Origin of the sequence: Xanthomonas sp. NCPPB 3569 (genome assembly GCF_041475645.2) — a bacterium.
In the GTDB taxonomy this organism is placed as follows: domain Bacteria; phylum Pseudomonadota; class Gammaproteobacteria; order Xanthomonadales; family Xanthomonadaceae; genus Xanthomonas; species Xanthomonas phaseoli.
This window is the reverse complement of the sequence record NZ_CM192969.1, coordinates 1,860,474-1,877,821: the sequence shown is the minus strand read 5'-3', so window position 1 is coordinate 1,877,821 and position 17,348 is coordinate 1,860,474. Positions and strand designations below refer to the sequence as shown.

Genomic DNA, 17,348 nt, shown 5'->3' with positions numbered 1-17,348 from the left:
GCGTGACGGAACCGGACCGAGTATGCCTGCGAATTGGCGCGGCGCAAACCGGGTGGATAGGCCAAGTTGAATAGACCATGACCTTTGGCGCATTGGCGGAATGTGCATTTGGGTGGTCTACTTGCCTACAACACCTGTTCACGCATCCACTAGGACACGACGATGTCGCCACTCTCCTTTTTGCCGGGCCGCAGCGGAACCTGCGCCGCTGCATTGTTGATCACCACAAGCCTGTTGCTGGGCGGTTGTAAGGCTGGAGAGGGAGAGGCCAAGGCGGCCGAGGAAAAGAAGGCCGTCGATGCAGTGCCGGTGGAAATCGCCAAGGCTGCGCGCCGTGCGGTGGCCGCCAGTTACACCGGCACCGCTGCGCTGGAACCACGCGCCGAGGCGCAAGTGGTGGCCAAGACCTCGGGCGTTGCGCTGTCGGTGATGGTGGAAGAGGGGCAGAAGGTGTCGGCGGGCCAGGCGCTGGTGCGCCTGGATCCGGATCGCGCGCATCTGGCGGTGGCGCAGAGCGAAGCGCAGCTGCGCAAGTTGGAAAACAGCTATCGCCGCGCCACGCAGTTGGTGGGGCAGCAGTTGGTCAGCGCCGCAGATGTGGACCAACTTAAATTCGATGTCGAAAACAGCCGTGCGCAGCACCGGCTTGCATCGTTGGAGCTGTCGTACACCACGGTGCAGGCGCCGATCTCCGGCGTGATCGCATCGCGCTCGATCAAGACCGGCAACTTCGTGCAGATCAACACGCCGATCTTCCGCATCGTCGACGATTCGCAGCTGGAGGCCACGCTCAACGTGCCCGAACGCGAATTGGCCACGCTCAAATCGGGCCAGCCGGTGACCTTGCTGGCCGATGCGCTACCGGGCCAGCAATTCGTCGGCAAGGTGGACCGTATTGCGCCGGTGGTGGACTCGGGCAGCGGCACGTTTCGTGTGGTGTGCGCATTCGGCCAGGGGGCCGAAGCGTTGCAGCCGGGCATGTTCGGGCGCATCCGCATCGATTACGACCAGCGCAAGGATGCGTTGGTGATCCCGCGCCTGGCGTTGTTGGACGATGGCGAACCGGCTGTCTTCGTGGTGCGCAACGGCAAGGCCAGCCGCGTTCCGGTGAAACTGGGCTATGCCGAAGGGCCGTGGCTGGAAGTGCGGCAGGGCCTGAAGGAAGGCGACCAGGTGGTGACTGCCGGCAAGGTGGCGCTGCGCGACGGCACTGCGGTGCAAGTGATCGGCCAACCCGATCGCAAGCCGGTCGCGACCAAGACTGCTGCACCCGCACATGACGAGACGCACGCATGAGCGAGAACGGCAACCCGCACGGACCCGTGCACGATCCGCATGCGCCACTGCCTGGCGGCGGTGGCCTGGTGGCCTTCGCCACGCGGCGGCGTGTGACCATCGCCATGATCACCGTGACCATGCTGCTGTTCGGGCTGATCGCGTTGCGCAGCCTCAAGGTCAATCTGCTGCCGGATCTGAGCTATCCCACGCTCACCGTACGCACCGAATACACCGGCGCTGCGCCGGCGGAAATCGAAACGCTGGTGACCGAGCCGGTGGAAGAAGCCGTCGGCGTGGTTAAGAACCTGCGCAAGCTCAAGTCGATCTCGCGCACAGGGCAGAGCGATGTGGTGCTGGAGTTTGCCTGGGGCACCAATATGGACCAGGCCAGCCTGGAGGTGCGCGACAAGATGGAAGCCTTGTCGCTGCCGCTGGAAACCAAGCCGCCGGTGCTGCTGCGCTTCAATCCCTCCACCGAGCCGATCATGCGGCTGGCGTTGTCGCCCAAGCAGGCGCCGGCCTCCGACACCGATGCGATCCGCCAGCTCACCGGCTTGCGCCGCTATGCCGACGAAGACCTGAAAAAGAAGCTCGAACCAGTGGCCGGCGTGGCCGCGGTGAAGGTCGGCGGCGGGCTGGAAGACGAGATCCAGGTCGACATCGACCAGCAGAAGCTGGCCCAGCTCAATCTGCCGATCGACAACGTGATCACCCGGCTCAAGGAGGAGAACGTCAACATCTCCGGCGGTCGGCTGGAAGAAGGCTCGCAGCGCTATCTGGTGCGGACGGTCAATCAGTTCGTGGATCTGGACGAGATTCGCAACATGCTGGTGACCACGCAAAGCAGCAGCGGCAGCGCGGCCGAAGCGGCGATGCAGCAGATGTACGCCATTGCGGCGTCCACCGGTTCGCAGGCGGCGCTGGCGGCAGCGGCCGAAGTGCAGAGCACCTCGTCGTCGTCCAGCAGCAGCATTGCCGGTGGCATGCCGGTACGGCTGAAGGACGTGGCGCAGGTGCGCCAGGGCTACAAGGAACGCGAAGCAATCATCCGGCTTGGCGGCAAGGAAGCGGTGGAGCTGGCGATCTACAAGGAAGGCGATGCCAATACCGTGTCCACGGCGGCGGCGCTGCGCAAGCGCCTGGAGCAACTCAAGGCGACGGTGCCGGGCGATGTGGAAATCACCACGATCGAGGACCAATCGCACTTCATCGAGCATGCGATCAGCGATGTCAAAAAAGATGCGGTGATTGGCGGCGTGCTGGCGATCCTGATCATCTTCCTGTTCCTGCGCGATGGCTGGAGCACGTTCGTGATCAGCCTGTCGTTGCCGGTGTCGATCATCACCACGTTCTTCTTCATGGGCCAGCTTGGGCTGAGCCTCAACGTGATGTCGCTGGGCGGGCTGGCGCTGGCCACCGGCCTGGTGGTGGACGATTCGATCGTGGTACTGGAAAGCATTGCCAAGGCGCGCGAACGCGGCCTGAGCGTGCTGGATGCGGCAATCGCCGGTACCCGGGAAGTGAGCATGGCGGTGATGGCGTCCACCTTGACTACCATTGCGGTGTTCCTGCCGTTGGTCTTCGTCGAAGGCATCGCCGGGCAGTTGTTCCGCGACCAGGCGTTGACGGTGGCGATCGCGATCGCGATCTCGCTGGTGGTGTCGATGACGCTGATCCCGATGCTGAGCTCGCTCAAGGGCGCGCCGCCGATGGCGTTCCCGGACGAGCCGAGCCACCCGGATTGGCAGCCGGAGCAGCGTTGGCTCAAGCCGGTGGCGGCTGGCCGGCGTGGTGCAGGCGCGAGCGTGCGCTATGGCTTTTTCGGTGCGGCATGGGCCGTGGTGAAGGTGTGGCGCGGGTTGAGCCGCGTGGTGGGGCCGGTAATGCGCAAGGCCAGCGACCTGGCGATGGCGCCGTATGCCCGTGCCGAGCGTGGCTATCTGGCGATGTTGCCGGCGGCGTTGCGGCGGCCCTGGTTGGTGCTGGGACTGGCTGCGGCGGCGTTTATCGGGACGGTGTTTTTGGTGCCGATGCTGGGCGCGGATCTGATTCCGCAGCTGGCGCAGGACCGCTTCGAAATGACCGTCAAGCTGCCTTCCGGCACGCCGCTGGCGCAGACCGATGCAGTGGTACGCGAGTTGCAGCTGGCGCACGACAAGGACCCGGGCGTTGCCTCGCTGTACGGCGTCAGCGGTAGCGGCACGCGGTTGGATGCCAACCCCACCGAGAGCGGCGAGAACATCGGCAAGCTCACCGTGGTGATGGCTGGCGGCGGTAGCCCGGCGGTGGAAGCGGCGGCGACCGAGCGACTGCGCAGCAGCATGGTCGGGCACCCGGGCGCGCAGGTGGATTTCGCGCGGCCGGCATTGTTCAGCTTTTCGACACCGCTGGAAGTGGAACTGCGCGGCCAGGATCTGGGCGAGCTGGAACGCGCCGGGCAGAAGTTGGCCGCGATGCTGCGCGCCAACGGCCACTACGCCGACGTCAAATCGACGGTGGAAGAGGGCTTCCCGGAAATCCAGATCCGTTTCGACCAGGAGCGCGCCGGTGCCTTGGGGCTGACCACGCGGCAGATCGCCGATGTCATCGTCAAGAAGGTGCGCGGCGATGTGGCCACGCGCTACAGCTTCCGCGATCGCAAGATCGATGTGCTGGTGCGTGCGCAGCAAGCCGACCGCGCCAGTGTCGATGCGATCCGTCAGCTGATCGTCAACCCGGGCAGCAGCCGGCCGGTGCGCTTGGCAGCAGTTGCCGAGGTGTTGGCGACGACGGGGCCGAGCGAGATCCATCGTGCCGACCAGACCCGCGTGGCGATCGTATCGGCGAGCCTGAAGGACATCGACCTGGGCGGTGCGGTGCGCGAAGTGGAAACGATGGTGCGCAAGGACCCGCTTGCGGCCGGCGTGGGCATGCACATCGGCGGGCAGGGCGAGGAGCTGGCGCAATCGGTGAAGTCGTTGCTGTTTGCGTTCGGGCTGGCGATCTTCCTGGTGTACCTGGTGATGGCTTCGCAGTTCGAGTCGTTGCTGCATCCGTTCGTCATCCTGTTCACCATTCCGCTGGCAATGGTCGGTGCGGTGCTGGCCCTGCTGATGACCGGCAAGCCGATCTCGGTGGTGGTGTTCATCGGCCTGATTTTGCTGGTGGGCCTGGTGACCAAGAACGCGATCATCCTGATCGACAAGGTCAACCAGCTGCGCGAAGACGGCGTGCCCAAGCGCGAGGCGCTGATCGAAGGCGCGCGTTCACGCCTGCGGCCGATCATCATGACCACCTTGTGCACTCTGTTCGGCTTCCTCCCGCTGGCGGTGGCGATGGGCGAAGGCGCTGAGGTGCGCGCGCCGATGGCCATTACCGTGATCGGCGGGTTGCTGGTCTCGACCTTGCTGACCCTGCTGGTGATACCGGTGGTATACGACCTGCTGGATCGCCGTGCCGATGCGTATTACCTGGAGCGTGGCCGGCGCATGGCCGGGCAACGCGCGCAGGCGGCGGGCAACGCCGACGGGCTGGAGGCACTATGAGCGTTGCCGCCTTCAGCATCCGCCGGCCGGTCACCACCATCATGTGCTTCGTGTCGCTGGTGGTGGTGGGCTTGATCGCGGCGTTCCGCCTGCCGCTGGAGGCGCTGCCGGATATTTCAGCGCCATTCCTGTTCGTGCAATTGCCCTACACCGGCTCCACGCCGGACGAGGTGGAACGCAACCTGGTGCGGCCCGCCGAGGAAGCGCTGGCGACGATGACCGGCATCAAGCGCATGCGCTCGACCGCCACCGCCGACGGCGCGAACATCTTCATCGAATTCTCCGACTGGGACCGCGACATCGCCATCGCCGCATCCGATGCGCGCGAGCGATTGGACGCGGTGCGCGACGATTTCCCGGAGGATCTGCAGCGCTTCCACGTCTTCAAATGGTCCAGCAGCGACGAGCCGGTGCTCAAGGTGCGCCTGGCCAGCCAGACCGATCTGACCGGCGCGTACGACATGCTCGACCGCGAGTTCAAGCGGCGCATCGAGCGTATCCCCGGCGTGGCCAAGGTGGAGATTTCCGGTGCGCCGCCGAACGAGGTCGAAATCGCGATCGCACCGGATCGGCTCACCGCGCACGACCTCAGCCTCAACGATCTGAGCGAGCGCCTGGGCAAGCTGAATTTCTCGGTGTCTGCAGGCCAGATCGACGACAACGGCCAGCGCATCCGGGTGCAGCCAATCGGCGAGCTGCGCGACCTGCAGGAATTGCGCGAGCTGGTGCTCAATGCCAAGGGCGTGCGGCTGGGCGACATTGCCGAGGTGCGGCTCAAGCCGACGCGCATGAATTATGGGCGGCGCCTGGATGGGCGCCCGGCCATCGGCCTGGATGTCTACAAGGAGCGCAGCGCCAATCTGGTGGAGGTATCGAAGGCGGCATTGAAAGAGGTTGAAGACATCCGCGCCCAACCGGCGCTACGCGACGTGCAGGTCAAGGTGATCGACAACCAGGGCAAGGCGGTGACCTCGTCGCTGGCCGAACTGGCTGAAGCCGGCGCGGTGGGGCTGCTGCTGTCGATCACGGTGCTGTTCTTCTTCCTGCGGCATTGGCCATCGACGCTGATGGTGACGCTGGCGATTCCGATCTGCTTTGCGATCACGCTGGGCTTCATGTATTTCGTCGGAGTCACGCTCAACATCCTGACCATGATGGGCTTGCTGCTGGCAGTGGGCATGTTGGTGGACAACGCGGTGGTGGTGGTGGAAAGCATCTACCAGGAACGCGAGCGCATGCCCGATCAACCGCAGCTTGCCGCGCTGCTGGGAACGCGCAGCGTGGCCATTGCGCTCAGCGCCGGCACCTTGTGCCATTGCATCGTGTTCGTGCCGAATTTGTTCGGCGAAACCAACAACATCAGCATTTTCATGGCGCAGATTGCGATCACCATCTCGGTGTCGTTGCTGGCGTCGTGGCTGGTGGCCATCAGCTTGATTCCGATGTTGTCGGCACGCATGAAAACGCCGCCGATGGTGACCTCCGAGCACGGCGTGATTGCGCGGCTGCAGCGCCGTTACGCCAAGGTGCTGGCGTGGACGTTGGCGCATCGCGGCTGGAGCGTGGCCGGCATCATCCTGGTCAGCGCGATCAGCCTGGTGCCCATGAAGTTGACCAAGGTCGACATGTTCGGTGGCGACGGCGGCAACGAGGCCTTCATCCAATACCAGTGGAAAGGCTCGTACACGCGCGAGCAGCTGGGCGAAGAGATCGGCCGTGTCGAAAACTACCTCCAAGCCAATCGCGCCAAGTACCACATCACGCAGATCTATTCGTGGTTTAGCGAGGTGGAAGGCAGCAATACGGTGGTGACCTTCGATGCGAGCAAGGTCAAGGACCTGCCGCCGCTGCTGGAAAAAATCCGCAAGGAGCTGCCGCGCTCTGCGCGCGCCGATTACAGCATCGGTAACCAGGGCGATGGCGGCAATGGCAACCAAGGCGTGCAAGTGCAGTTGGTCGGCGATTCCACCGACGCACTGAAGGCGCTGGCCGACGATGTGATTCCACTGCTGGCGCAGCGCAAGGAGCTGCGCGACGTGCATGTGGATACGGGCGACCGCACCAGCGAGCTGGCGATTCGCGTCGATCGCGAGCGCGCAGCCGCGTTCGGGTTCAGTGCCGAGCAGGTGGCCAGCTTCGTCGGGTTGGCCTTGCGCGGCACACCGCTGCGCGAGTTCCGCCGCGGCGACAACGAAGTGCCGGTGTGGGTACGGTTCGCCGGCGCCGAGCAGAGCAAGCCGGAAGATCTGGCCAGCTTCACCGTGCGCACCAAGGATGGCCGCAGCGTGCCGTTGCTGAGTCTGGTGGAGGTGCAAATCCGTCCGGCCGCCACCCAGATCGGGCGCACCAATCGGCAGACCACGTTGACCATCAAGGCCAATCTCGCCGAAAAGGTCACGATGCCGGAAGCGCGCGCGGCGATGGAAGCGCCGCTCAAGGCGATGAGTTTTCCCGCCGGCTACAGCTACACCTTCGATGGCGGCGATTACCAGAACGACGGCGAGGCAATGAACCAGATGGTGTTCAACCTGGTGATTGCGTTGGTGATGATCTACGTGGTGATGGCCGCGGTGTTCGAGTCGCTGCTGTTCCCGGCAGCGATCATGAGCGGGGTGCTGTTCTCGATTTTCGGGGTGTTCTGGCTGTTCTGGATCACCGGTACCTCGTTCGGCATCATGTCCTTCATCGGCATCCTGGTGCTGATGGGTGTAGTGGTGAACAACGGCATCGTGATGATCGAGCACATCAACAACCTGCGCCGTCGCGGGATGGGGCGGACACAGGCCCTGGTCGAAGGTTCCCGCGAGCGTTTGCGTCCCATCATGATGACGATGGGCACTGCGATCCTGGCGATGGTGCCGATTTCGCTGACCAGCACCACGATGTTCAGCGATGGCCCGCCGTACTTCCCGATGGCGCGCGCCATCGCCGGCGGCCTGGCGTTTTCGACGGTGGTGAGCCTGCTGTTCCTGCCGACTATCTACGCAATCCTCGACGACATGAGCAGCGGCGCAGCGGCACTGGTACGCCGTGCGCGCGGCGTGCCGAAGACAACGCCAGCGAACGCCGCGTTAGAGTCTTGAAATCAACCGTGCTGAAGTCTTGAACGATGTGAGGCGCCTGAAGCCCCTCTCCCCTTGGGGCGAGAAGGCACAGCTTGCGCGCCACCGGCGCGCGTGCCTTGGAGCGCCCGCGCCGTTAGCGCGGGCCGGGGCGCGGAGCGGGGGTTGGGGTGAGGGTGCGGTTTCCCGGTTCGTGCCAAGCATGCGGCTGTCAGACACTGACTTCGGCAGCAGGCGGCAGCGCGGCCGGGCATCGGCTCTTCGGCGCGGCAGACATCCTGTCTGACGCGCCGTCGCGGCACATCCCTGTGCCGCTCTCCGCCAATCCCCGGCCACGCTGCCGCCTCTGCGAGTCGTTATCGCGTTGAGTGAGAAAAAAAGGCAGCTGATTCAGTGTTCGACTTTGGTACGTGCCAATCATCCGCCAAGTTCGCTGCACGTCTTCTGGACCTTTGACTTCGCAGCTTCAGACAAACCGCCCCGACGCCAACTATTTAGAAGCGCGCGGTTTCTTCCGCCGCTCCTAATCCGCCGCCTTCAAGAGGGACGCGAAGAGGCGCCTGCCTCAACAGCCGAGGCAACGATCAACATCTAGGTCGAGCATGCCCTGCGGCCATCGCTGCTCACCGTTCCGCCAACGCATGAAACAAAGGCGTCCGCCAGCAATCTTTCCTCGACCAAAAGCAAAGCGCCAGCAAACCCGGCGTTCCTCATTCAAAACCAAAGCGCCAGCGGATCAACTTTCCCTCGGCTCTCCAGCTTTCCCGGCAACCTGGCTTCTAAGCCGCTGGATACGCCGGCCAGCCAATCAGCCCGCCCGCACCTGCCGCACGATCGCGGCCGCCTTGGCCGAACTTTCCTTGACCTTGTCCCACTGGCCTTGCGCCAGCCAGTCCTTGGGCACCATCCACGAACCGCCGATGCACAGTACGTTCGGCTGCGCCAGGAACTCGGCCGCGTTGGCCTCGCTGATGCCGCCGGTGGGGCAGAGCTTGAGCTCGGACAACGGACCGGCCAGGCCCTTGAGCATCTGCAGGCCGCCCACGGCGGTGGCCGGGAACAGCTTGCAGACGCGGAAGCCCAGGCCCATCAGGGTCAACAGTTCGGTCGGCGTGGCTGCGCCAGGTACGGCGGGAATCGGCGCATCCGCCAGCAGGCGCGCCAGCGGTGCCGGCGTGCCCGGGGTCACCAGGAAGTCTGCACCGGCATCCACCGACTGGCGCAGTTGCAGCTCGCTGAGCACCGTGCCGGCGCCGATCACGATGTTGGGCAGTTCGCGCTTGAGCATCGCCAGCGCGTCGATCGCCACCGGCGTGCGCAGGGTCAGCTCGATCGCAGGCAGGCCGCCTTCGAGCAGCGCATCGGCGACGCGGCGCGCCTGGTCCAGCGTGTCCACGGTGACCACCGGCAAGATGCCGGCATCGCGTAGCAACTGTTCGGCGGTGTTCTGGGTCTGGGCGATCGTCATTGCAACTCCGGGTGACGGCGACCGCCGGAGCGGTCGCAGAGAGGGAAAGGGATCAGGCGTCCTTGGACTCGTGCGGTGCTGCCGCGGCAGCGGCATCGGCACCGAGTTCGTACTCGGCGTCGTAGCTCCATAGCGCGCCGTCCGGATGGGTCGGGCCGCAGGAAATCGAAATCGCGCCCTGGTCGGCGGGGCCGACAACCTGGCGGTTGATGGCGAACAGATTGCGTCCCAGGTCGTTGCCGGCAACGGACGTATTGGGTGCAACCTCGCGCGATGCCCATTCTTCGGCCGAGACCAGCACTTCCAGCGTGCCGGCTTCACCGTCCAGGCGCACGATGTCGCCTTCGCGTACGCGGCCGATCGGGCCACCGCGCGCCGCTTCGGGCGTCAGGTGGATTGCGGCCGGGAACTTGCCCGAGGCACCGGACAGGCGACCGTCGGTGACCAATGCCACCCGTCGGCCCTGGTTCTGCAGCAGGCCCAGCAGCGGCGCCATCGAATGCAGCTCCGGCATGCCGTTTGCGCGCGGGCCCTGATAGCGCAACACCACCACGAAATCGTGCGGCAGCACGCCGGCGGCGTGCAGCTTGTTGAGCACCTGCGGGGTATCGATCACCACGGCCGGTGCCTGGATGCTGCGGTGCTGCGGCTTGACGGCCGACAGCTTGATCAACGAGCGGCCGAGGTTGCCGCGCAGCAGGCGCAGCCCGCCTTGCGATTCGAAGGCATCGCCGACCGGACGCGCCACGCTGTCGTCGGCGGTGGTGGCAGTGCCCGGCACGTAGCTCACCTTGCCGTCCTGCAGGCGCGGCTCATTGACGTAGGCACGCATGCCGCCTTCCACCACGGTGGGCAGATCGTCGTGCATGTAGCCGGCGTCCATCAGCTCGCGGAACACGAACGCCGTGCCACCCGTGGCCTGGAAGCGATTCACGTCGGCTTCGCCGTTCGGGTAGATGCGCGTCAACAGCGGTACCGTCTGCGAGATCAGGTCCATGTCGTCCCAGGTCAGCACGATGCCGGCTGCACGCGCCACCGCGATCCAGTGGATGGTGTGGTTGGTCGAGCCACCGGTCGCCATCAGCGCGACCACGGCGTTGACGATGGCGCGCTCGTCGATCAGGCGACCGAATGGGCGGAAGTCCTGACCAAGCGCGGAGATCGCCAACGCGCGTGCGGTGCCTTCGCGGGTCAACGCATCACGCAACGGCAGCTCCGGATTGACGAACGAGGCGCCGGGCAGCTGCACGCCCATTGCTTCGAGCAATACCTGGTTGGAGTTGGCCGTGCCGTAGAAGGTGCAGGTCCCGGGCGAGTGGTAGGACGAGGCTTCGGCTTCCAGCAGCTCGGCGCGCGTGGCTTCGCCAGCGGCATAGCGTTCGCGCACTTCGGCCTTCTGCTTGTTCGGAATGCCCGGCGTCATCGGGCCGGCCGGCATGAAGATCGCCGGCAAATGGCCGAACGCCAGCGCACCGATCAGCAGGCCCGGCACGATCTTGTCGCACACGCCCAGGTACACCACGCTGTCGAACATGTCGTGGCTCAGGCCGATGGCTGTCGCCTGGGCGATGTTGTCGCGCGAAAACAGCGACAGCTCCATGCCCGCGCGGCCCTGGGTCACGCCGTCGCACATCGCCGGCACGCCACCGGCCACTTGTGCGGTGGCACCGAGCGCGCGGGCCGTCTCGCGGATCAGCTGCGGGTAGTGCTCGAACGGCTGATGTGCCGACAACATGTCGTTATAGGCAGTGATGATGCCCAGGTTCGGCGTGGCCGCACCGCGCAGGCGCGATTTGTCGCCCGGTTCGGACGCAGCGAAGCCGTGCGCGAGATTGCCGCAGCTCAACCGGCTACGGAACGGACCCTCACGCAGGGCGGCATCGAGACCGGCCAGATACGCCGCGCGCGAGGGAGCGCTGCGCTTGCGGATACGGTCGGTGACGGCTTGGATATTCGGATGCAGGCTCATTGGCTACCGGCTATGAGAAACGGGGGAGGGAAGGAAATGCTCTTTTAATTCCCCGCACATGGATGTGCGGGTTTTTGCGAGGGACTCGCATCACATCGGCTGTTTCGAGGGACTCGCAACAAACCACTCGCACTCAAGCACACCAGTGCACCCGCAACCGTGGACCAGGCTGCTGCAGCGCCACGCGGATGGGATATTCGTTGACATCGTCGCCTGCCAGCGCAGCCTGCAGCACGTCCAGCTTCTGCTTGCCACGCAACAGCAGCAGGCGCGTCGGAATGCTGGCAAGCCCGGCGGGCGTCAGGGTGATGCGCAACGGCCATTGGTTCGAGCCCGGGCAGCCGGTGGCATCCAGCGACGCGTACGGCTGCGGGCTGGCGAGCGCCTTGGGCAGGTCGGTGGCCCCCGGGAACAACGAAGCGGTATGCCCGTCGCCGCCCATGCCCAGCACCGCCAGGCAGGCCGGTTCGGCATGGGTGGCCTGCAGGTTGGCGGTATGCACGCATTCGGGCAGTTGCTTGCCCGGGCGAACCAGCGGGATGAAGGTCGCCGCCGGTGCGTGGGTCAGGAAGCTGTGATTCACCAGCCAGGCATTGCTGTCCTGATCCTGCGGCGAGAGCCAGCGCTCATCCACCAGGCCCACCTCCACCCGCGACCAGTCCAGCGGCCGATGGGCGAGGGACTCGTACACCGGCGCAGGCGTGGTACCGCCGGACAACAGCATGCGTGCCTGGCCGCGCCGGGAGATTTCCTGTTCCAGCAGGTCGGCCATCTCGCTGGCCACCGCCTCGGTCCACTCGGCCGGGTCGTCGTAGCGCACCAGCGCGATGCGCGGGTTGTCCTGCAGGTTCATCGCTGCTCCCCGGGGTGCTGACGTTGTGCATCCACTGCGTACGCGGCGGCGCCCAGCAGGCCGGCATGCGGGTGCATGACCGCCAGCGATGACACCTTCGACATGATCGCGGAGAAGCGGCCCTTGTGTTCGAAGCGCTGGCGAAAGCCGGAATGCTGCAGCGAATCCAGCACCTTGGGCACCAGCCCGCCGGTGAGGAACACGCCGTCCCAGGCGCCCTGCATCAACACCATGTCGCCGGCGATCGCACCGAAGATGGCGCAGAACAGATCGATGGTGCGCGACGAACGCGGGTCGCCAGCGGCCGCGCGTGCGGTGATGTCCTTGGGTTGCAGCGGGCCGGGATCGACGCCGGCGATCTCGCTGAGCGCACGATGGATGTTGACCAGGCCAGGGCCGCAGATCAGGCGCTCGTTGGACACCCGGCCGAACTGCTCGGACAGGATTTCCAGGATCCGGATTTCTTCCGGCGTGCCGGGCGGAAAGCTGACATGGCCGCCTTCGGTTTCCAGCGGAAAGCAGCGCCCATTGCGGATGATCAGGCCACCCACACCCAGGCCGGTGCCCGGGCCGATCACGCCGTAGTTGCGCGGCTGATCGATCGGTGCCGGCCGCCAGCTGGCGCCGCCCACCTGCACCACGTCCTGTGGACGCAGCAGGCTGATGGCCATTGCCTGCGCGGCGAAGTCGTTAATCAAATGCAAGGTACTGAAACCCAGCATGGTGGCGGTGCGCGTGCGCGAGATCACCCAGGGATGGTTGGTGATGCGCGCCTCGTCGCCATCCACGCGGCCTGCCACGGCGAACACGCCCTGGGTGGCCGTCACGCCGATCTGGTCGAGGTAATAGCGCGCCGCTTCGCCCAGCGAACCGAAGTCCACCACGGCGAATTCGCGCGAGGTGTCATCCAGCAACGGCACCGAAGCGTCGACATCGGCCAGCGCGAAGCGCGCATTGGTTCCGCCGATATCGGCAACCAGCACCGGCTTGGAAGGAGCGGTCATGCGTTGTTTCCCTGTGCGTCGGTGGCCGGAGGCAGGAAGTGGGCGGCGGATTCGGGACCCCAGCTGCCGGCCGGGTAGGGCTGCAGCGGCAGCGCGGCGTCTTTCCAGGCGTCGCTGACGCTGTCGATCCACGACCACGCCGCCTTGACCTCGTCGTCGCGCACGAACAGCGCCGGGTTGCCGTTGAAGGCGTCCACAAACAGGCGTTCGTAGGCGATGCGACGGTGCAGGCCGGTCGGCACCGACAGTTCCAGTTCCAGCGGCTGCAGTTCGATCGCGCCCCATTCCGGGCCAGCCAGGCTGCTCATCAGGCCGAGTTCGATGTTTTCCTGCGGCTGCAACTGGAAGGTCAGACGGTTGGGTACCGCGTTCTGACGGTCGGGGCGTTCGAACAGCCAGTGCGTCACCGGCTTGAGCGTCACCACGATGCGGGTGGAGCGCTCGGCCAGGCGCTTGCCGGTGCACAGGTGGAACGGCACCCCGGCCCAGCGCCAGTTGTCGATATGCGCGGTCACCGCGACGAAGGTTTCCACATCGCTGCCTTCGGGCGGGTGATAGGCCTGCGCCGGCTGGCCGTTGATGCTGCCGGCGGTGTAGCGGCCGCGCACGCAGTCATGCGCGGCATGCTCGGCGGTCATCGGGCGCAGGGCGCGCAGCACCTTGACCTTCTCATCGCGGATGCGGTCGGCCTCCAGCGAGGCCGGCGGCTCCATTGCCACCAGGCACAACAGCTGCAGGATATGGCTCTGCACCATGTCGCGCAGTGCGCCGGAGCGGGCGTAGTAGGCATCGCGCCCGTCGACGCCTTCGCTTTCGGCGACCAGGATCTGCACCGACTCGATGTAGGTCCGGTTCCAGACCGCTTCCAGCAGCGTGTTGCCGAAGCGCAGCGCGATCAGGTTCTGCACCGCCGCCTTGCCCAGATAATGGTCCAGGCGGAACACGCGGTCTTCGTCGATCAGCGCACCGATCGACTGCAGGATGTCGCGGGCGCTATCCGAGTCGTGGCCGATCGGTTTTTCCAGCATCAAGCGATGCGGTGCCGCCAGCGCGCCACCCAGCGCCAGGCCCTGGCAGGTGCCGATGTACAGGCCCGGCGGGATCGCCAGATAGCTCACGCACCGGCGGCTGGCCAGTTCGCGGACCGCGTTGGCCACCGAATCGGCATCGCGTAGATCCACCGAGCGATAGTCGACCCGCTGCAGCAACGTGTCGATCTGTTCGGCGGTCGCGATCGGCAATGCTTCGGTCAAACGCGGCTGCAGCACTTGGCGAAATGCATCGGTGTCGTGCGGCGACAGCGCCAATGCACGGATGCGGAAGTCCTCCGGCAGCAGGCCGTCGATGAACAGACGCAGCAGGGAGGGAAACAGATAGCGCTGGGCAAGATCGCCGGTGGCGCCAAACAGGATCAGGGTGTTGTGCATGGACCGCGTTTCAGATTCTGGAGACATCGTTATCAGCAGCTTGTCGGAAAGGCGCCGGTCGGCCGGCGGTCGGTACGTCTGTTCCTGAGCGACACTTGCGTGCGCGCAGCGGGGGGATGGACGCTGACACCCAATCCCGGATTGTTGCAGCAACTGGTGACCAGCGGTTAGCGCCATGGCGGCATAGCTGCACCTGCGTGACGGCATGCCATGCTTCGTACGGCGTGCCGCACTGCAGGCAATGACGTCCTCGCTGCCTGGCGGCATAGTCCTCCGGAGTTCGATGTTGCCATGTGAAAACGATTACATGTCAGAATAAACCAATGCATTCGTTTGCAGGTAATTCCTGGCAAGCGCATGCGGCGTCACCGCCATCGGGAGGGCCGAGGGCAGGGCGCACAACTTTACGTTGAGGCCAAACGATGGCGAAAGTGCAGTTGGAAGGTGTCCGCAAGGTCTACGACAATGGCCAGGTGGCGGTGCAGGGCGCGAGCTTCGAAGTCGCCGACGGCGAGCTGATGGTGCTGGTGGGGCCATCCGGCTGCGGCAAATCGACCCTGTTGCGCATGATCGCCGGGCTCGAAGACATCAGTGCCGGCACGCTGAAGATCGGCGAGCGCGTGGTCAACGACGTGGCGCCGAAGGATCGCGACATCGCCATGGTGTTCCAGAGCTACGCGCTGTACCCGCACATGACCGTGGCCGAAAACCTGGCGTTCGGGCTCAAGCTGCGCGGGCATCCGAAGCAGGTCATCGCCGAACGCGTCAACAACGCCGCAGAGTTGTTGGGCCTGACCCCGATGCTGGACAAGCTGCCCAAGGCGATGTCCGGCGGTCAGCGTCAGCGCGTGGCGCTGGGCCGGGCGATGGTGCGCGAATCCTCGGTGTTCCTGCTCGACGAGCCGCTGTCCAACCTGGACGCCAAGTTGCGCCACAGCGTGCGCACCGAGATCGCGCAGCTGCACCGCAAGCTGGGCACCACCATGATCTACGTCACCCACGATCAGGTGGAAGCGATGACGCTTGGCCAGCGCATCGTGGTGCTCAAGGATGGCGTGATCCAGCAGATCGACAGCCCGATGGCGCTATACGACCGTCCGGCCAATCTGTTCGTGGCCGGTTTCCTCGGCAGCCCGGCGATGAACGTGCTGCAGGGGCGTCTGGACGCGCAGGACGGCCTGCACCTGGTCATGGCCGACGGTTGGCGCGTGCCGCTGGGCGCGGCGCGGGTCGATGCGGCTTGGTTCGGCCAGGACGTGATCGTCGGCGTGCGTCCCGAGCATTTGCAGCCTTCCGACGATGCGGTACTGGGCTTCGATGCGCGCGTCGATGTGATCGAGCCGGTCGGCAACGAAATCTTCCTCAATCTCGACCATGGCGGTCAGCCGCTGGTGATCCGTGTCCCGCCGCAGAGCTTGCCGGCGGTGGGCCAGCCGTTGCGCCTGGCATTGCGTAGCGAGGCCCTGCACTTTTTCGATCCAGCCACCGGCCAGCGGCTGGAGGCGGCTTAGACCAACCGGTCAAACAGCGACCTAGCCGCCAGACGAACAGGGCCAGCGCGCGGATTGGGCGTGTAACGCTCGCCCATTGCGGTTGCTGCGCGACGTCCCGCCTGGCACGGCCCGCTAGGTTTTGCCGCTAACGCGCAAGTCCAGTCGTGAGTGCACATAGCCGGGCGCTCTGGGTGCCAGCCTGCAACACGGTGCCTGCGTCCAGCGTCAGCTCCAACGGCAATACCGCCAGCGCAAGGTTGCCGGCCACGCTCACCACTGTGCCGATCGCGCTACCGTCCAATGCGACGGCAGCGCCTGCATCCACGGCCACATCCGTTTCCAGCAGCTGCAAAGCGCGCTTGGCCTTGCCCAGAAAGTGCGTCCGCGCCACGATTTCCTGGCCCGGGTAGCAGCCTTTCTTGACGCTGTATGCCTGCAGGCGGTCCAGTGCCAACTGCTGCGGCGTCCACTGTTCGCGCTGGCCTTCGGCCAGGCGGGCGAGTCCCAGTTGCAGATCGGTCCTCCGCCACTGCGCCTCTACGCTCGGTAGTTCGATAGGCGTCGCCAATGCATCCGGGCTGTAGAGCAATAGCGTGCGCGGCAGCGCGGCGCTCCCCAGATCCAGCTCGATACGCTGCGTTCCGATATCGGCTTGCGCGGCATGTGCGTGCTCCGGCGCGACGAAGCCGCCGTAGGCAAACAGCGCGGCAGTACTGATTTTCAGCTTGCGACGGAACACGAAACGGCCGAGTTGCGCGGCGATCTCGGCCGCGTTGCCGTCCGGCAGCAGCATCAGCAAGTGTGCGTCGTCCTCACGCAGGAGTGCGAAGATGGCAATCACGCGCCCCTTCGCCGTCAGCCACGCGTTCCACTGCCACTGCCCAACCGCCAGCGCCTGTACGTCGTTGGCAAATTGGGCATGCGCAAACGCCACTGCATCCGTACCGGCCAATCGGACGTATTGCATGTCGTGCAGGGAGCCAAAACCCTGCGGAATAAGATTCAGGTTGTCAGCCACGGAAGGGGAGGACTAAAATCGTCAAGTTGTGAGAGCACTATGATAGGCCATCCAACCCCCACCCCAGCGCAGGATTCCGAGACGCAGCCTTCTTCTCAGGAGCATATTCCCGAGAAAAAGCCACTGCCGAAGGAGATTGGTGGGCGCGACGGCCCCGAGCCAACGCGCTACGGCGACTGGGAAAAAAATGGACGCTGCATCGATTTTTGAGCAGCCTTTAGCCACAGCGGCCTAGTGCCGCCCAGCCGAGAA

At 65.3% G+C, this 17,348-nt stretch carries 11 protein-coding genes; 5 read left to right on the top strand and 6 right to left on the bottom strand.

Going from position 1 to position 17,348, the window contains the following annotated elements:
• Nucleotides 1-162 precede the first annotated feature (162 nt).
• From ACCQ03_RS07995 to ACCQ03_RS07985, 3 genes are read left to right on the top strand one after another with little or no spacing between them, the layout of a single operon-like run.
• A complete protein-coding gene (locus ACCQ03_RS07995; RefSeq protein ID WP_057678631.1) occupies nucleotides 163-1,296 on the top strand; it encodes an efflux RND transporter periplasmic adaptor subunit in 1,134 nt (377 codons plus the stop codon).
• Nucleotides 1,293-4,802 (top strand): efflux RND transporter permease subunit, encoded by a 3,510-nt coding sequence (locus ACCQ03_RS07990; RefSeq protein ID WP_104622115.1) that lies wholly within the window; start codon nucleotides 1,293-1,295, stop codon nucleotides 4,800-4,802. The genes ACCQ03_RS07995 and ACCQ03_RS07990 overlap by 4 nt, the downstream gene beginning before the upstream one ends.
• A complete protein-coding gene (locus ACCQ03_RS07985) occupies nucleotides 4,799-7,885 on the top strand; it encodes an efflux RND transporter permease subunit (protein ID WP_057678633.1) in 3,087 nt (1,028 codons plus the stop codon). The genes ACCQ03_RS07990 and ACCQ03_RS07985 overlap by 4 nt, the downstream gene beginning before the upstream one ends.
• Before the next feature lie 787 nt (nucleotides 7,886-8,672).
• Here ACCQ03_RS07985 and ACCQ03_RS07980 read toward each other — a convergent pair.
• The 5 genes from ACCQ03_RS07980 to zwf form a co-directional block, all read right to left on the bottom strand.
• Nucleotides 8,673-9,332 (bottom strand): bifunctional 4-hydroxy-2-oxoglutarate aldolase/2-dehydro-3-deoxy-phosphogluconate aldolase, encoded by a 660-nt coding sequence (locus ACCQ03_RS07980; RefSeq protein ID WP_017156600.1) that lies wholly within the window; start codon nucleotides 9,330-9,332, stop codon nucleotides 8,673-8,675.
• 52 nt (nucleotides 9,333-9,384) lie between these two features.
• Nucleotides 9,385-11,301 carry a phosphogluconate dehydratase gene (gene edd / locus ACCQ03_RS07975; protein WP_057678634.1) on the bottom strand — a complete coding sequence of 639 codons (1,917 nt, stop codon included), beginning with the start codon at nucleotides 11,299-11,301 and terminating at the stop codon, nucleotides 9,385-9,387.
• 133 nt (nucleotides 11,302-11,434) lie between these two features.
• Nucleotides 11,435-12,154, bottom strand: coding sequence for a 6-phosphogluconolactonase (pgl, locus tag ACCQ03_RS07970; protein ID WP_017156602.1), 720 nt, complete (start codon nucleotides 12,152-12,154; stop codon nucleotides 11,435-11,437).
• Entirely contained in the window at nucleotides 12,151-13,158 is a 1,008-nt protein-coding gene (gene glk, locus ACCQ03_RS07965; protein WP_209226743.1) for a glucokinase, read from the bottom strand. Before glk ends, pgl begins: the two co-directional genes overlap by 4 nt.
• Entirely contained in the window at nucleotides 13,155-14,762 is a 1,608-nt protein-coding gene (zwf, locus tag ACCQ03_RS07960; RefSeq protein WP_209226751.1) for a glucose-6-phosphate dehydrogenase, read from the bottom strand. The genes glk and zwf overlap by 4 nt, the downstream gene beginning before the upstream one ends.
• Before the next feature lie 245 nt (nucleotides 14,763-15,007).
• Here zwf and ACCQ03_RS07955 point away from each other — a divergent pair, with 245 nt between their 5' ends.
• Nucleotides 15,008-16,096 carry an ABC transporter ATP-binding protein gene (locus ACCQ03_RS07955; RefSeq protein ID WP_057678636.1) on the top strand — a complete coding sequence of 363 codons (1,089 nt, stop codon included), beginning with the start codon at nucleotides 15,008-15,010 and terminating at the stop codon, nucleotides 16,094-16,096.
• Between the two features lie 127 nt (nucleotides 16,097-16,223).
• On the opposite strand, the gene ygfZ is transcribed toward ACCQ03_RS07955, so the two are convergent.
• Nucleotides 16,224-17,096 (bottom strand): CAF17-like 4Fe-4S cluster assembly/insertion protein YgfZ, encoded by an 873-nt coding sequence (ygfZ, locus tag ACCQ03_RS07950; RefSeq protein ID WP_209226741.1) that lies wholly within the window; start codon nucleotides 17,094-17,096, stop codon nucleotides 16,224-16,226.
• Between ygfZ and ACCQ03_RS07945 the strand changes: the two genes are divergently transcribed.
• Nucleotides 16,998-17,306: a DUF1674 domain-containing protein gene (locus tag ACCQ03_RS07945; RefSeq protein WP_342343620.1), complete on the top strand. Its 309-nt coding sequence runs from the start codon at nucleotides 16,998-17,000 to the stop codon at nucleotides 17,304-17,306. The genes ygfZ and ACCQ03_RS07945 overlap by 99 nt on opposite strands.
• Nucleotides 17,307-17,348 lie beyond the last annotated feature (42 nt).

What these genes read in the sequence shown, in the direction of transcription:
- ACCQ03_RS07985 (WP_057678633.1), top strand. Translation starts at nt 4,799, where the DNA reads ATGAGCGTTGCCGCCTTCAGCATCCGCCGGCCGGTCACCACCATCATG.
- zwf (WP_209226751.1), bottom strand. Translation starts at nt 14,762, where the DNA reads ATGGCGCTAACCGCTGGTCACCAGTTGCTGCAACAATCCGGGATTGGG.
- pgl (WP_017156602.1), bottom strand. Translation starts at nt 12,154, where the DNA reads ATGAACCTGCAGGACAACCCGCGCATCGCGCTGGTGCGCTACGACGAC.
- ACCQ03_RS07945 (WP_342343620.1), top strand. Translation starts at nt 16,998, where the DNA reads ATGCGCAAACGCCACTGCATCCGTACCGGCCAATCGGACGTATTGCAT.
- ACCQ03_RS07955 (WP_057678636.1), top strand. Translation starts at nt 15,008, where the DNA reads ATGGCGAAAGTGCAGTTGGAAGGTGTCCGCAAGGTCTACGACAATGGC.
- edd (WP_057678634.1), bottom strand. Translation starts at nt 11,301, where the DNA reads ATGAGCCTGCATCCGAATATCCAAGCCGTCACCGACCGTATCCGCAAG.
- ACCQ03_RS07990 (WP_104622115.1), top strand. Translation starts at nt 1,293, where the DNA reads ATGAGCGAGAACGGCAACCCGCACGGACCCGTGCACGATCCGCATGCG.
- glk (WP_209226743.1), bottom strand. Translation starts at nt 13,158, where the DNA reads ATGACCGCTCCTTCCAAGCCGGTGCTGGTTGCCGATATCGGCGGAACC.
- ACCQ03_RS07980 (WP_017156600.1), bottom strand. Translation starts at nt 9,332, where the DNA reads ATGACGATCGCCCAGACCCAGAACACCGCCGAACAGTTGCTACGCGAT.
- ACCQ03_RS07995 (WP_057678631.1), top strand. Translation starts at nt 163, where the DNA reads ATGTCGCCACTCTCCTTTTTGCCGGGCCGCAGCGGAACCTGCGCCGCT.